Origin of the sequence: Streptomyces sp. enrichment culture (genome assembly GCF_964273255.1) — a bacterium.
In the GTDB taxonomy this organism is placed as follows: domain Bacteria; phylum Actinomycetota; class Actinomycetes; order Streptomycetales; family Streptomycetaceae; genus Streptomyces.
Window position 1 is genome coordinate 6122501 of sequence record NZ_OZ186835.1, and the last position, 15138, is coordinate 6137638.

At 68.9% G+C, this 15138-nt stretch carries 11 protein-coding genes, 2 rRNA genes and 1 riboswitch (1 of these 14 running past the window's edge); of the genes, 12 read left to right on the top strand and 1 reads right to left on the bottom strand.

The genetic code is table 11. The annotated features are described in order from the left end of the window. The 12 genes from ACSU53_RS26685 to ACSU53_RS26740 form a co-directional block, all read left to right on the top strand. Window positions 1-2620 (top strand): 23S ribosomal RNA (locus tag ACSU53_RS26685); it begins 504 nt to the left of the window's first position. Window positions 2621-2711: 91 nt separating this feature from the next. Continuing rightward, window positions 2712-2828 (top strand): 5S ribosomal RNA (rrf, locus tag ACSU53_RS26690). A gap of 109 nt (window positions 2829-2937) precedes the next feature. After that, entirely contained in the window at window positions 2938-3546 is a 609-nt protein-coding gene (locus tag ACSU53_RS26695; RefSeq protein WP_437031738.1) for a CDP-alcohol phosphatidyltransferase family protein, read from the top strand. 113 nt (window positions 3547-3659) lie between these two features. Further along, window positions 3660-6155 (top strand): sugar phosphate nucleotidyltransferase, encoded by a 2496-nt coding sequence (locus ACSU53_RS26700; protein ID WP_437031740.1) that lies wholly within the window; start codon window positions 3660-3662, stop codon window positions 6153-6155. A gap of 213 nt (window positions 6156-6368) precedes the next feature. Continuing rightward, window positions 6369-7202, top strand: coding sequence for a DUF881 domain-containing protein (locus ACSU53_RS26705; protein ID WP_437031741.1), 834 nt, complete (start codon window positions 6369-6371; stop codon window positions 7200-7202). Then, the gene (locus tag ACSU53_RS26710; protein WP_030808725.1) at window positions 7199-7531 is read left to right on the top strand and encodes a small basic family protein; all 333 of its coding nucleotides are present in this window, start codon (window positions 7199-7201) and stop codon (window positions 7529-7531) included. Before ACSU53_RS26705 ends, ACSU53_RS26710 begins: the two co-directional genes overlap by 4 nt. 875 nt (window positions 7532-8406) lie before the next feature. Next, entirely contained in the window at window positions 8407-9213 is an 807-nt protein-coding gene (locus ACSU53_RS26715; RefSeq protein WP_437033429.1) for a DUF881 domain-containing protein, read from the top strand. Between the two features lie 61 nt (window positions 9214-9274). After that, on the top strand, window positions 9275-10210 hold the full coding sequence (locus tag ACSU53_RS26720) for an FHA domain-containing protein (RefSeq protein ID WP_437031743.1): 936 nt from the start codon (window positions 9275-9277) through the stop codon (window positions 10208-10210). A gap of 39 nt (window positions 10211-10249) precedes the next feature. Then, window positions 10250-10990, top strand: a complete 741-nt coding sequence (ftsR, locus tag ACSU53_RS26725) for a transcriptional regulator FtsR (protein WP_437031745.1) — start codon at window positions 10250-10252, stop codon at window positions 10988-10990. A 316-nt stretch (window positions 10991-11306) separates the two neighbouring features. Beyond that, the gene (locus ACSU53_RS26730) at window positions 11307-11780 is read left to right on the top strand and encodes a bifunctional nuclease family protein (protein ID WP_026253112.1); all 474 of its coding nucleotides are present in this window, start codon (window positions 11307-11309) and stop codon (window positions 11778-11780) included. 206 nt (window positions 11781-11986) lie between these two features. Further along, window positions 11987-12664: a MerR family transcriptional regulator gene (locus ACSU53_RS26735; protein WP_437031747.1), complete on the top strand. Its 678-nt coding sequence runs from the start codon at window positions 11987-11989 to the stop codon at window positions 12662-12664. 272 nt (window positions 12665-12936) lie between these two features. Continuing rightward, the gene (locus ACSU53_RS26740) at window positions 12937-14334 is read left to right on the top strand and encodes a DNA polymerase IV (RefSeq protein ID WP_437031749.1); all 1398 of its coding nucleotides are present in this window, start codon (window positions 12937-12939) and stop codon (window positions 14332-14334) included. Window positions 14335-14490: 156 nt separating this feature from the next. Here the strand turns inward: ACSU53_RS26740 and ACSU53_RS26745 are convergent, their stop codons facing one another. Then, entirely contained in the window at window positions 14491-14865 is a 375-nt protein-coding gene (locus ACSU53_RS26745) for a PRC-barrel domain-containing protein (protein WP_437031751.1), read from the bottom strand. 112 nt (window positions 14866-14977) lie between these two features. Beyond that, window positions 14978-15073, top strand: a riboswitch (glycine riboswitch). Window positions 15074-15138: the final 65 nt, after the last annotated feature.

Below are 15138 nucleotides of genomic sequence, written 5' to 3' on the forward strand. Positions count from 1 at the left end.
CCGCTAAGCCTAAATATTCCCTGGTGACCGATAGCGGATAGTACCGTGAGGGAATGGTGAAAAGTACCCCGGGAGGGGAGTGAAATAGTACCTGAAACCGTGTGCCTACAAGCCGTGGGAGCGTCGCGCAAGGACTTGTCCTTGCGTCGTGACTGCGTGCCTTTTGAAGAATGAGCCTGCGAGTTTGCGGTGTGTTGCGAGGTTAACCCGGGTGGGGAAGCCGTAGCGAAAGCGAGTCCTAATAGGGCGTTTGAGTAGCACGCTCAAGACCCGAAGCGGAGTGATCTAGCCATGGGCAGGTTGAAGCGGAGGTAAGACTTCGTGGAGGACCGAACCCACCAGGGTTGAAAACCTGGGGGATGACCTGTGGTTAGGGGTGAAAGGCCAATCAAACTCCGTGATAGCTGGTTCTCCCCGAAATGCATTTAGGTGCAGCGTCGTGTGTTTCTTGCCGGAGGTAGAGCACTGGATAGGCGATGGGCCCTACCGGGTTACTGACCTTAGCCAAACTCCGAATGCCGGTAAGTGAGAGCGCGGCAGTGAGACTGTGGGGGATAAGCTCCATGGTCGAGAGGGAAACAGCCCAGAGCATCGACTAAGGCCCCTAAGCGTACGCTAAGTGGGAAAGGATGTGGAGTCGCAGAGACAACCAGGAGGTTGGCTTAGAAGCAGCCACCCTTGAAAGAGTGCGTAATAGCTCACTGGTCTAGTGATTCCGCGCCGACAATGTAGCGGGGCTCAAGCGTACCGCCGAAGTCGTGTCATTGCAGTACATACTCCTAAAGGAGACTGTGATGGGTAGGGGAGCGTCGTGTGCCGGGTGAAGCAGCGCCGGAAGGCAGTTGTGGACGGTTCACGAGTGAGAATGCAGGCATGAGTAGCGATTCACACGTGAGAAACGTGTGCGCCGATTGACTAAGGGTTCCTGGGTCAAGCTGATCTGCCCAGGGTAAGTCGGGACCTAAGGCGAGGCCGACAGGCGTAGTCGATGGATAACCGGTTGATATTCCGGTACCCGCTGTGGAGCGTCAAACATCGAGCATCGTGATGCTAAGGCCGTGAAGCCGCCGGCTGAGTCTTCGGACGAGGTCGGAGTGGTGGAGCCGCTGAACCAAGCGGTTAGTAGGTGAGTGATGGGGTGACGCAGGAAGGTAGTCCATCCCGGGCGGTGGTTGTCCCGGGGTAAGGGTGTAGCCCGAGTGGTAGGCAAATCCGCCACTCATCAAGGGTGAGACCTGATGCCGAGCCGATTGTGGTGAAGTGGATGATCCTATGCTGTCGAGAAAAGCCTCTAGCGAGTTTCATGGCGGCCCGTACCCTAAACCGACTCAGGTGGTCAGGTAGAGAATACCGAGGCGTTCGGGTGAACTATGGTTAAGGAACTCGGCAAAATGCCCCCGTAACTTCGGGAGAAGGGGGGCCATTCCTGGTGATGGGCTTCGCGCTCTGAGCTGGGGGTGGCCGCAGAGACCAGCGAGAAGCGACTGTTTACTAAAAACACAGGTCCGTGCGAAGCCGTAAGGCGATGTATACGGACTGACGCCTGCCCGGTGCTGGAACGTTAAGGGGACCGGTTAGCTCCATTTCGGTGGGGCGAAGCTGAGAACTTAAGCGCCAGTAAACGGCGGTGGTAACTATAACCATCCTAAGGTAGCGAAATTCCTTGTCGGGTAAGTTCCGACCTGCACGAATGGCGTAACGACTTCTTGACTGTCTCAACCATAGGCCCGGTGAAATTGCACTACGAGTAAAGATGCTCGTTTCGCGCAGCAGGACGGAAAGACCCCGGGACCTTTACTACAGTTTGATATTGGTGTTCGGTTCGGCTTGTGTAGGATAGCTGGGAGACTGTGAACTCTGGACGCCAGTTCAGGGGGAGTCGTCGTTGAAATACCAGTCTGGTCGTGCTGGATGTCTAACCTGGGTCCGTGATCCGGATCAGGGACAGTGTCTGATGGGTAGTTTAACTGGGGCGGTTGCCTCCTAAAGGGTAACGGAGGCGCCCAAAGGTTCCCTCAGCCTGGTTGGTAATCAGGTGTTGAGTGTAAGTGCACAAGGGAGCTTGACTGTGAGACCGACGGGTCGAGCAGGGACGAAAGTCGGGACTAGTGATCCGGCGGTGGCTTGTGGAAGCGCCGTCGCTCAACGGATAAAAGGTACCCCGGGGATAACAGGCTGATCTTCCCCAAGAGTCCATATCGACGGGATGGTTTGGCACCTCGATGTCGGCTCGTCGCATCCTGGGGCTGGAGTCGGTCCCAAGGGTTGGGCTGTTCGCCCATTAAAGCGGTACGCGAGCTGGGTTTAGAACGTCGTGAGACAGTTCGGTCCCTATCCGCTGTGCGCGTAGGAGTCTTGAGAAGGGCTGTCCCTAGTACGAGAGGACCGGGACGGACGAACCTCTGGTGTGCCAGTTGTTCTGCCAAGGGCATGGCTGGTTGGCTACGTTCGGGAGGGATAACCGCTGAAAGCATCTAAGCGGGAAGCCTGCTTCGAGATGAGGGCTCCCACCCACTTGATGGGGTAAGGCTCCCAGTAGACGACTGGGTTGATAGGCCGGATATGGAAGCACGGTAACGTGTGGAGTTGACCGGTACTAATAGGCCGAGGGCTTGTCCTCAGTTGCTCGCGTCCACTGTGTTGGTTCTGAAACCACGAACAACCCCACATCCGGGTTTTTTGGTGTGGTGCGGTTGAGTGTTTCATAGTGTTTCGGTGGTCATAGCGTAGGGGAAACGCCCGGTTACATTCCGAACCCGGAAGCTAAGCCTTACAGCGCCGATGGTACTGCAGGGGGGACCCTGTGGGAGAGTAGGACGCCGCCGAACTCCTCTTGAGCTCCGGCTCTCGGGCATACAGCCCGGGAGCCGGAGCTTTTTTGCGTTGAGGTAAAGTCATGGAGCATCGTTGACACGTTTTCCCACAGGAGGCTCCCGGGTGGAGGTCCAGGAGACGCGCGTCCAGACGGACCGCGTCCTCACCATCCCCAACATCCTCAGCATGGCGCGGCTCCTTGGCGTGCCGCTCTTCCTGTGGCTCATCCTCAGGCCGGAGTTCGGAGGCCCCAACAGCGACGGCTGGGCGCTGCTCGTCCTCGCACTGAGCGGAATCAGCGACTACCTCGACGGCAAGCTGGCGCGTCGCTGGAACCAGATCAGCAATCTGGGCCGGCTCCTCGACCCCGCGGCGGACCGGCTCTACATTCTGTCGACATTGTTCGGTCTGACGTGGCGCGAGATTCTGCCGCTGTGGCTCACCGCCGTTCTTCTGGCCCGGGAGCTGGTCCTGCTGGTGATGGTGGGCATCCTCCGGCGCCACGGCTATCCGCCGCCGCAGGTGAACTTCCTGGGCAAGGCCGCCACGTTCAACCTGATGTATGCCTTCCCGTTGCTCCTGCTCAGTGACGGATCCGGCTGGATCGCGTCACTCGCCGCAATCTTCGGATGGGCGTTCGCCGGATGGGGTACAACCCTGTATTGGTGGGCAGGAGTTCTCTACGTGATACAAGTCCGCCGTCTGGTTCGTGCGGACGCCATGGCCGATTGAACTCGCTGATTCGCAAGCGCAGCGTTGCGCCTTGTCTCGCAGGTGATCCTGCGGACCATCTCTGCGGGTGACGTCGGCCAGACCGTCGTCTCTTCGAGGAGGACGCTTCCGACATGAAGGCCGTCGTGATGGCCGGGGGCGAGGGCACGCGCCTTCGCCCCATGACCTCAAGCATGCCCAAGCCGCTCCTGCCGGTCGCCAACCGGCCGATCATGGAGCACGTGCTGCGGCTGCTCAAAAAGCACGGGCTCAATGAAACCGTGGTGACCGTCCAGTTCCTGGCGTCGCTCGTCAAGAACTACTTCGGTGACGGCGAGGAGCTCGGCATGGAGCTCTCGTATGCGAATGAGGAGAAGCCACTCGGAACTGCCGGAAGCGTCAAGAACGCCGAGGAGGCGCTGAAGGACGACGCCTTTCTCGTCATTTCCGGTGACGCGCTGACCGACTTCGACCTCACCGAGCTCATCAATTTCCACAAGGAAAAGGGCGCGCTGGTCACCGTCTGTCTGACGCGTGTTCCCAACCCCCTCGAATTCGGCATCACCATCGTGGACGAGGAGGGCAAGGTCGAGCGCTTCCTCGAGAAGCCGACCTGGGGCCAGGTCTTCTCGGACACGGTCAACACCGGCATCTACGTGATGGAGCCGGAGGTCTTCGACTACGTCGAGGCCGACGTGCCCGTCGACTGGTCCGGCGACGTCTTCCCGCAGCTGATGAAGGAAGGCAAGCCCGTCTACGGGTACATCGCCGAGGGCTATTGGGAAGACGTCGGCACCCACGAGAGCTATGTGAAGGCGCAGGCCGACGTCCTCGAGGGCAAGGTCGACGTCGACATCGACGGGTTCGAGATCTCGCCCGGTGTGTGGGTTGCCGAGGGGGCCGAGGTGCACCCGGACGCCGATCTGCGCGGGCCGCTGTACATCGGCGACTACGCCAAGGTCGAAGCGGGCGCCGAGATCCGTGAGCACACGGTCGTGGGCTCCAACGTCGTCGTCAAGAGCGGTGCCTTCCTGCACAAGGCCGTCGTCCACGACAACGTGTACGTCGGACCGCACAGCAACCTGCGCGGCTGCGTGGTCGGCAAGAACACCGACATCATGCGCGCGGCGCGGATCGAGGACGGCGCGGTCATCGGTGACGAGTGCCTGGTCGGTGAGGAATCGATCGTCCAGGGCAATGTGCGGGTCTACCCGTTCAAGACCATCGAGGCGGGTGCGTTCGTCAACACGTCCGTCATCTGGGAGTCCCGGGGGCAGGCCCACCTCTTCGGTGCCCGCGGGGTCTCCGGCATCCTCAACGTCGAGATCACGCCCGAACTGGCCGTGCGCCTCGCCGGCGCCTACGCGACGACCCTGAAGAAGGGGTCGACGGTCACCACGGCCCGCGACCACTCCCGCGGTGCCCGCGCACTGAAGCGAGCGGTGATCTCCGCGCTGCAGGCGAGCGCCATCGACGTCCGGGACCTGGAGAACGTTCCGCTGCCCGTGGCCCGGCAGCAGACCGCACGGGGCAGCGCCGGCGGCATCATGATCCGGACCACGCCAGGGGTTCCGGACTCGGTCGACATCATGTTCTTCGACGGACAGGGCGCCGACCTGTCGCAGGGCAGCCAGCGCAAGCTGGACCGGGTGTTCGCACGCCAGGAGTACCGGCGTGCCTTCCCGGGTGAGATCGGCGACCTGCGCTTCCCGGCCAGCGTCTTCGACTCGTACACCGGATCGCTGCTGCGCAACGTGGACATCACCGGCATCGCCGAGTCCGGGCTGAAGGTCGTCGTCGACGCGTCCAACGGAAGCGCCGGTCTCGTCCTGCCGAGCCTGCTCGGGAAGCTGGGCGTGGACTCGCTGACGATCAACCCCGGCCTCGACGAGTCCCGTCCGACCGAGACGGCCGACGTGCGTCGCTCGGGCCTGGTACGCCTCGGGGAGATCGTGGCGTCGTCCCGGGCCGCGTTCGGGGTGCGGTTCGACCCGGTGGGCGAGCGGTTGTCCCTGGTGGACGAGAAGGGCCGGATCATCGAGGACGACCGGGCCCTGCTGGTCATGCTCGACCTCATCGCCGCCGAGCGCCGCAGCGGCCGGGTCGCGCTCCCGGTGACGACCACCCGGATCGCCGAGCAGGTCGCCGCCTACCACGGCACCCAGGTCGAGTGGACGACGACATCGCCCGACGACCTCACCCGCGTGGGCCGCGAGGAGGGGACGATCTTCGGCGGCGACGGCAAGGGCGGCTTCATCGTCCCCGAGTTCAGCAGCGTCTACGACGGCACGGCGGCCTTCGTGCGGCTCATCGGCCTGGTGGCCAGGACGCAGCTCACGCTCAGTCAGATCGACGCCCGCATCCCGCGGGCCCACGTCATCCGGCGGGACCTCGCCACGCCGTGGGCCGTCAAGGGCCTGGTCATGCGGCGCGTCGTCGAGGAGGCGGGTGACCGCTCCGTCGACACCACCGACGGTGTGCGCGTCGTCGAAGCCGACGGCCGCTGGGTGATGGTCCTGCCGGACCCGGCCGAGGCGGTCACCCACCTGTGGGCGGAGGGCCCCGACGACGCCTCCGCGCAGGCGCTGCTCGACGAATGGTCCGCCGTCGTGGACAGCGCGGGACGCTAGGCGGCCCGACCCCGGCCGGCGCCACCGGGCGCCGGCCGGCCGGGACAAGCCGCGGTATGCGTGCGTGCCGGACAAGCCTCCCCAAGGGGGCCTGTCCGGCACCGGGCCAGGGCCGTTCGGAGGTACCGGCCGCGACGTGCGACGATGTCCGGCATGCCGCAGCAACCCCCCGTTCGGAGCACACCGACGCGGCCGCCACGCCCGGACGCGTCCATGTCGTTGCTCACCAACGTCATGGACCACAGCCTCGACGACGGATACGCCGAGGCCGCGGAGCGCAGGAAGGCCGCCGGTGAGGGCGGCCTGCCGAAGACCCTCCGCGCCAAACTGGGGCTCGCCGTCGGGCTGGTGCTGGCGGCCCTGGTCGTCACCGTGGGGGCGGCCCAGGCCCGCGTCAGCGCCCCGGTCGTGGCGAAGGAACGCGAGGAACTGATCGACCGCATCGACCAGGAGACCGAGGCGGCCGACGATCTGGAGAGCCGGGTCGACGCGCTGCGCGCGGACGTGGACGCCCGCAGGCAGGAGGCCCTCAGGGACAGCGGCGGTGACCGCTCCCGGCTGGTGGGCGTACTCGCCGGCTCGGTCGCCGTGCACGGGCCGGGGGTGCGGCTCGTCGTGAACGACGCCAAGGACGCCGGCACCGGCGGAAACGGTGACCCGCGTTCGGTTTCCGGTTTCTCCGACACCGGGCGGGTCCGGGACCGCGACATGCAGCGCGTGGTCAACGGGCTGTGGGAGTCCGGGGCCGAGGCGATCTCGATCAACGGGCAGCGGCTGACCGCCCTGTCGGCCATCAGGGCCGCGGGCGACGCGATACTGGTCGACAACAAGCCGCTGGTGCCGCCGTACACGGTGCTCGCGGTGGGGGACGGACCGTCGCTCAGCGAACGGTTCCGGAACAGCGCCGACGGGCTGTACCTGCACGCCCTGCAGGAGAACTACGGAATCCGCACCGCCCTCTCCACGGCGGACGACCTCCGGCTGCCCGCCGCACCGAGTGTGATCGTACGAACCGCGCAGCCGATAACCGGGAAGGGCACATCGTGATCGCCGTACTGGGCCTCGTCGTGGGAGTCGTGGCCGGCCTGTTGGTCCGGCCCGAGGTTCCGGCGGTCGTCGAGCCGTATCTGCCGATTGCCGTCGTGGCGGCGCTCGACGCCGTGTTCGGCGGGCTGCGCGCCATGCTGGACGGCATCTTCGACGACAAGGTCTTCGTGGTGTCGTTCCTGTCCAACGTGGTCGTCGCCGCACTGATCGTCTTCCTCGGCGACGAGCTGGGCGTGGGGGCCCAGTTGTCCACCGGTGTGGTCGTCGTCCTCGGCATCCGCATCTTCTCCAACGCCGCGGCGATCCGCCGCCACGTCTTCCGGGCGTGAGGCCGATGAAGGAGCGCGAGCAGGACCACGGAACCGGCCGCCCCGACGAGCCGGGGAGCGAGGCCGGCGACGCGGTGGCGCGGACCGGAGCGGGGCCCGCGGCCGAGGGCCGTCCGGACCCGGCGCGCGGGGCTGACGACCGGCCCGGCCCGATCCCGGGCCAGGGCGACCGTCCCGGGGCCGAGCGCGGAACCGCCGGACGACCGGGAACCGGGCCCGCACCCGACGCGGAGCACCGTCCTGGGCCGGCGCACGGGGAGGGGATACGACCGGGGGAGGCTCCCGGGACCGGGGACCGTCCGGGGCCGGCGGCACGCGGCGGCGAGGGCCGTCCCGGACCGGCCCTCGGTCCGCAGAACCGTCGTGGCCCGGTGCGCGGGACCGACGGCCGCCCCGAGCCGGCCCCTGGACCGGGGAACCGGCCCGAGCCGACTCCCGGGCCGGAGGGCCGTCCCGCCCCGGTGCGTGGGGCCGGCGGACGACCGCCCGGGCCCGGCCCGAACCCCGGGCCGCAGGGGCGCCCCGCGCCGCCGCGCGCGGGCGACGGCCGCCCCGGACCGACTCCCGGCCCGGAGAACCGCCCGGGCCCGCAGAACCACCCGGGCCCGCAGCATCGTCCCGGTCCGCCGAACCGTCCCGGCCCGGTGCACGGGACCGACCGGCGACCGGAGCCGGCGCCTGGCCCGGGGAACCGTCCCGGTCCGGCAGCAGGGCCGGGGAACCGCCCCGGGCGCCTGCCGGGCCCCGGCGCGCGTCCCGGTCCGCAGCAGGCGGCGCCCCACGCCGGGCCGCGGGCCCCGCAAGCCCCCCGGGCCGGGCAGCGGCCCCCGCAGGCGGGGCCGCCCGGACCGGCCCCGGCGGAGCGCGGGAGCCGTCTGCGTGAGGAGTTGCCCCAGGAGGTGCCCGCGGGCGCGCCAGGGGCGGTGGAGGGCGCTGCGGAGGCGGAGGCCGTACCCGAGCTGACCGGTCGGCAGCGGCTGGTGAAGGGGCTGTGGCCGCCGAGGCTGACGCGGGCCCAACTGATCGTCGCGGTGCTGCTGTTCGGCCTCGGGTTCGGCCTGGCCGTGCAGGTGGCCTCGTACAGCGACGGCGACAGCGCGCTGCGCGGAGCACGTCAGGAGGATCTCGTCCGCATCCTCGATGAACTCGACGACCGCACTCAGCGTCTTGAGGACGAGAAGGCGGGCCTGGAGGAACAGCGCGACGAACTGGAGAACAGCTCCGACCAGGCCGAGGAGGCCCGGCGGCAGACGGCCGAGCGGGAACGGCAACTCGGCATCCTGGCAGGCACCGTGGCGGCCCAGGGGCCCGGCATCACGATGACCGTCGAGGACCCGAAGGAGGCGGTCGAGGCGGACATGCTGCTGGACGCCGTCCAGGAGCTGCGTGCGGCGGGTGCGGAGGCGATCCAGGTGAACGGCGTACGGGTCGTGGCCAACACCTATCTGACGGATTCCGGCAACGGCGTGGGGGTGGACGGGAACAAGATCACCGCCCCCTATCGTTTCAAGGTCATCGGCAAGCCGCAGGACCTCGAGCCGGCGCTCAACATCCCTGGAGGCGTGGTGCAGACTCTCGAGAAGGAACAGGCCACCGTGACCGTGGAGAGGTCGACCAAGATCGTCGTGGATGCCTTGCGAGCGGCGAAGCGGCCTGACTACGCTCGGTCGTCCTCCCGGTGAACCGGGGGTGCATGTGGCCCGTCCGGCGAGGGCATGAGGTTGCGGGGGGTCGGCGCACCGATTGGGCGGTGCGTGGTGGAAACTGTCTGGTGGATACGGACGTTGTGAGGATGTCCGGGTCGTCGGCCAGTGTGTTCAGTCAGGGTTCGTCCTGCCCCACGGGCGGGTCTGTTTCGGTCAAGGGGAATCGCCCGTGAAGTTGTTTGCGAAGTTGTTCGGCAAGAGCGCGCGAGAGGACAACGCCAACGCGACCGCTCGCCATCGCGCGCAGCCCGAGGAGGACGGCGGACGTCCGCTGTTCCGGGACCAGGTCGCTGGTCCGGGCGCGCCGTCGGTTGACCCTGCGCAGCAGGGCGGCATAGGTTTCGGGCAACCGTCAACCTCAGGTACGGGTGGAGACTTTTCCGGCCCGTACGCGTCCCAAGCCCCCGGTGGGCAGCCGCGGCAGGAGGATCCGTCCATGTCGGCCCTGGTGTGTACGAGGTGCGGTAACCGCAACGCGGAGAACAGCCGCTTCTGCTCCAACTGCGGCGCGCCGCTGAGGCCCGGGGTCACCCCGGAGCGTCCGTCGGAGACGACGTCGACCATCTCGATCTCCGGTCTCGAGGCGTACGACTCCGAGACGACCGGGCAGACCCAGATGCCGATGCTGTCGCCCGAGGCGCAGGCGGCGGTCGACGCGCTGCCGCTGGGCTCGGCGCTGCTGGTGGTGCGCCGGGGTCCCAACTCGGGCAGCCGGTTCCTGCTCGACGGCGACCTGACGACGGCCGGGCGTCATCCGCAGAGCGACATCTTCCTCGACGACGTGACGGTCTCCCGGCGGCACGTGGAGTTCCGCCGGGGCCAGGACGGTTCGTTCACGGTGGCCGACGTCGGCAGCCTCAACGGCACCTACGTCAACCGGGAGCGGATCGACCAGGTCGCCCTGTCCAACGGGGACGAAGTGCAGATCGGCAAGTACCGGCTGGTCTTCTACGCGAGCCAGCGGGGCTACTGAGGTCCCCGGGCCGCGGCCCGGGGACCCGAGGGAAGGTCCATGCCTCACACACCGAGCGGCGGTACCGGACACGGTGCCGCCGCCGCGGACACCGGACTGATGAGCATCGGCACGGTGCTGAACGTGCTGCGCGAGGAGTTCCCCGAGGTCACCATCTCGAAGATCCGCTTCCTGGAGGCGGAGGGGCTCATCGAGCCGCAGCGGACCCCCTCGGGGTACCGCAAGTTCAGCGCCCAGGACGTGGAGCGCCTGGGCCACGTGCTGCGCATGCAGCGCGACCACTACCTGCCGCTCAAGGTCATCCGGGAGCACCTGGACGCCGTGGAGCGCGGCGAGGCGGTGTCCCTGCCCGTCGTGGGCCGGCAGCGGGACGGCGAGGGTGTCGAGCCCGTGGTGGCCGAGGCGTCGACGGCCGCGCGGATCGGCCGGGCGCAGCTGCTGGCCGCCGCCGGGGTCGACGAGCGGGAGCTGGCGGAGTGGGAGTCGTACGGACTCGTCACCCCGGTGGAGGACGGCGTCTACGACGCCGAGGCGGTGACCGTGGCCGGGCTGGTCCGCGAGCTGGGCCGGCACGGGATCGAGCCGCGGCACCTGCGGGCGATGAAGGCCGCCGCCGACCGGGAGGCCGGCCTGGTGGACCAGGTCGTCGCCCCCCTGCGGCGGCACCGCAACCCGCAGACCAGGGCCCATGCGGAGGCCCGTACGAAGGAACTGGCCGGCCTCACGGCCCGGCTGCACGCCGCCCTGGTCCACCTGGCCCTCGGCGTGCGCACCCCCTAAGGCCCTGTCGTCACTTCCCGTCTGCCGTGCGCCGCCATGCACGCACTCTCGCCGCACCGGGCCCTGATCCGAGTACATCCAGTACGAGGCTCAGGGCCCGGCATGCCGAGAGCACGGAGCTGACGCCGCACGGCCGCCCTGCGGGCGGACGACGGGAATGTGACGACAGGACGTAGGACGGGCGCACGGCGTCCGCTCGGGCCGTCCCGCGCCCGGGGTGCGGACGGCCCCGTACCGCGCCCGTCGAGGGGCCGGATCGCTCACCCGTTCCCGGCCCGACTACCCAAACATCCCGGGCACGGCCTAGGGTTGCTGTGTGAACGAGCTCGATGTCGTAGGTGTCCGGGTCGAAATGCCCTCCAACCAACCGATCGTGCTGCTGCGTGAAGTGGGAGGGGACCGTTACCTCCCCATCTGGATCGGACCCGGGGAGGCGACGGCCATCGCCTTCGCCCAGCAGGGCATGGCCCCCGCACGGCCGCTGACCCACGACCTGTTCAAGGACGTGCTGGAAGCCGTCGGACAGGAGCTCACGGAAGTGCGCATCACCGATCTGCGTGAGGGCGTCTTCTACGCGGAGCTGGTCTTCGCCAGTGGCGTGGAGGTGAGCGCCCGCCCGTCCGACGCGATAGCGCTGGCGCTGCGCACGGGGACGCCGATCTACGGCAGCGACACCGTGCTCGACGACGCCGGCATCGCCATTCCGGACGAGCAGGAGGACGAGGTGGAGAAGTTCCGCGAGTTCCTCGACCAGATCTCGCCGGAGGACTTCGGCACGAGCAGTCAGTGAGCGGCGCCGCTCCGGGCCGCCGCGGCGGCCGCACCGGGGGCGCTTTCCGGCCCGTGCGGAGCGCATTCGGCTAGCCTTTCCCCGCGACGGGGCACGGGAAACCACTCTTAGGGTGATTATCACTCGGCGTGCCGAGTGTGGCGATCGTTGACGCACCCTTGGTGACTGCCTACCGTCGAGGAGGCAGGTCAAGGACGGAGGTCGGCGTGAGAAGCAGCGGCGACGGTACGGCTGGGGGTGCCCCCGGACTGGGGGCGAGCAGCCCGTACCCTCCCATGGGCTCTCGGCTCCGCGCGGGCGGGGTGTATGCCCCGCACAGCAGCACGGCCGATCACGCGCGACATCTGACGGCCGCCACGGCGGACACCGGAAGGGCCACGTCCATGGCGTCCGACGAGATCGGCTACCGGGGTCCCACCGCCTGCGCCGCCGCGGGCATCACCTATCGCCAGCTCGACTACTGGGCCCGCACCGGCCTGGTGGAACCGAGCGTGCGCCCCGCCCACGGCTCCGGCACCCAACGGCTCTACAGCTTCCGTGACGTCGTCGTCCTGAAGATCGTCAAACGCTTCCTGGACACCGGTGTGTCCCTCCAGAACATCCGCACCGCCGTCCAGCACCTGCGGGAGCGCGGCTTCAGCGACCTGGAGCGGATGACCCTGATGAGCGACGGGGCCACCGTCTACGAGTGCACCTCGCCCGACGAGGTCCACGCACTGCTCCAGGGCGGTCAGGGCATCTTCGGCATCGCCGTGGGTGTGGTGTGGCGGGACGTCGAGGGCGCGCTGTCCCAGCTGCACGGCGAACGCGTCGACACCGGCGAGACGCTGGTCGGCCACAACCCCGCGGACGAGCTGGCCCGGCGGCGGAACCGGGCCGTCTGAGACCGGGCCTCTCGGCTCCTCGCCCGGCGGCGTCCGCACCGGCCCGCAACCGTGGACTCCGGCCGGAACCGTCCCGGATCCGGAACCCGACCCGGTTCCGGAACCAGCGCGGCCCCGGAACCCGCCCCCGGTTCCGGAACCAAAAGCGGCCCCGGAACCAGCGCGGACCCCGAACCGATCCCCATCCGGCCACGCCCCCGCACCGGACACACCCCGGCCGTGGAGCGCCCCCCGACAGGGCATTGTCAGTGGTGTAGGGCAGCATCGGAGACGTGAGGTCCGCGCCCACGATCCTGCATCTCGACATGGATGCCTTCTTCGCCTCGGTGGAGCAGGCGTCCAAACCGAGTCTGCGCGGGAAGGCCGTCGTGGTGGGCGGTCTCGGGCCGCGCGGGGTGGTGGCCACGGCCTCCTACGAGGCCCGGGTCTTCGGCGTGCACTCCGCGATGCCCATGGCGCAGGCCCGGCGTCTGGCGCCGCACGCCGCCTACCTCGTGCCGCGCTTCGCCTTCTACCGGTCCCTCAGCGAGCAGGTCATGACCCTGCTCAGGGCCCTGTCCCCGCTGGTGGAGCCGCTGAGCCTGGACGAGGCGTTCGTGGATCTGGAGGCCGCCGGCGCCGCCTGGGACGAGCCGTCGGCGCGCCGCGTCGGGGCCGGTCTGCGCGCCGACATCCGCCGGGTCACCGGGCTCACGGGCTCGGTGGGCCTCGCCGCGTCCAAGATGCTCGCCAAGATCGCCTCCGAGCGGGCCAAGCCGGACGGACTGGTGGTCATCGAGCCGGGGACCGAGCGGGCCCTGCTCGCCCCCCTGTCGGTGCGCACCCTGCCGGGCGTCGGCCCGGCCACCGGCGACCATCTGCGCCGTGCCGGCATGCACACGGTCCGGGACCTCGCCGAGGCGGGCGAGGACGAACTGGTGCGGCTGCTGGGCAAGGCGCACGGCCACGCGCTGTACGCCATGGCGCTGGCGCACGACGAACGGCCCGTGGTCGCCGAGCGGGAGGCGAAGTCGGTGTCGGTGGAGGACACCTACGACGTCGACATCCACGACCGGGTCCGGGTCGGTACGGAGGTGCGGCGGCTCGCCGACCGGTGTGTGCGCCGGCTGCGCGGCGCGGGCCTGTCGGGCCGCACCATCGTGCTGAAGGTGCGCCGCTACGACTTCTCGACGCTCACCCGGTCCGAGACCCTGCGCGGGCCCACGGACGACCCGGCGGTGGTGCGGGAGGCCGCCGCCCGGCTGCTCGACTCGGTCGACACCACGGGCGGGGTGCGGCTCCTCGGTGTCGGGGTCACCGGACTGGCCGACTACACGCAGGAGGACCTGTTCGCGCAGGCAGCCGGGGAACGGGAACAGACCGTGCCCGAGGAGAGCGACACCGCGCCCGCTCCCGAGGACCGGCCCGCGGCGGAGCGGCGCTGGCCCGCCGGACACGACGTGCGGCACACGGTCTTCGGGCACGGCTGGGTGCAGGGCAGCGGGCTGGGCCGGGTCACGGTGCGTTTCGAGACGCCCGACTCTGCACCGGGCCGGGTGAGGACCTTCCGCACCGACGACCCCGACCTGGAGCCCGGGGATCCGCTCCCGCTGGTCCCTCGCGGCCCCGGCGCACAGGACGCCGCACCGGCCGCACCGGCCGCACCGGCCGCGGCGGACGGCAGCGGGTGACCTCGACGTCGTCGGCGCGGGGGCACCCCGTACGGCGTCGTCGGCGCGGGAGCACCCCGTACGGAGCCGACGGCGCTGGGGGCAGGGGGACCCGGAGCGCACGGCGGGGGACCGTGCGCGCGGCCTCCGGGAGGGCGGGGTCGGGCGGCGGGACGGTCAGGCCGGTTCGTCCTGGCCCGCCAGCTTGCCGAAGTCGCGGTCCGGCAGCGGCGGCGGGGCGGCGACGTCCAGGCCGTAGTGGTGGTAGAGCTGCAGCTCCTGCTCGGGGGAGAGGTGACGCCCGACGCCGAAGTCGGGGGCCTCCTTGATCAGGGCGCGGTCGAAGGGGACGTGGAGGGCGCCCTCCACCAGTTCGCTCGGTTCCAGCGGGACGAAGGCGTCACGGCCGAACAGGCCGGTGCGTATCGCCGCCCACTCGGGGACTCCCGTGGCGTCGTCGAGGTAGACCTCGTCGATCGTTCCGATGCGGTGTCCGTTGCGGTCGAACGCCTTGCGGCCGATCAGGTGGCGCGGGTCGATGTCGGTACGCACGGGCCCTCCACAGGTCGCACTCATCAGTAAGCACTACAGAACGGCACATTCGGTCCGACGGCCACTCGAAGGTCCGTGCGGGGCCCTCGCTGGTACGCTGGCTTTCGGCCGCTGACCCCGTGCGGGAGAGTCCTCCAGGCACCATCGGAGGCGCCGAAGGAGCAAATCCTCCCCGGAATCTCTCAGGCCCACGTACCGCACGGACGAGGTCACTCTGGAAAGCAGGGCGGGTGTCGACGGCTTCCGCTCTCACCGACGGTGAAAGCCGGGCGT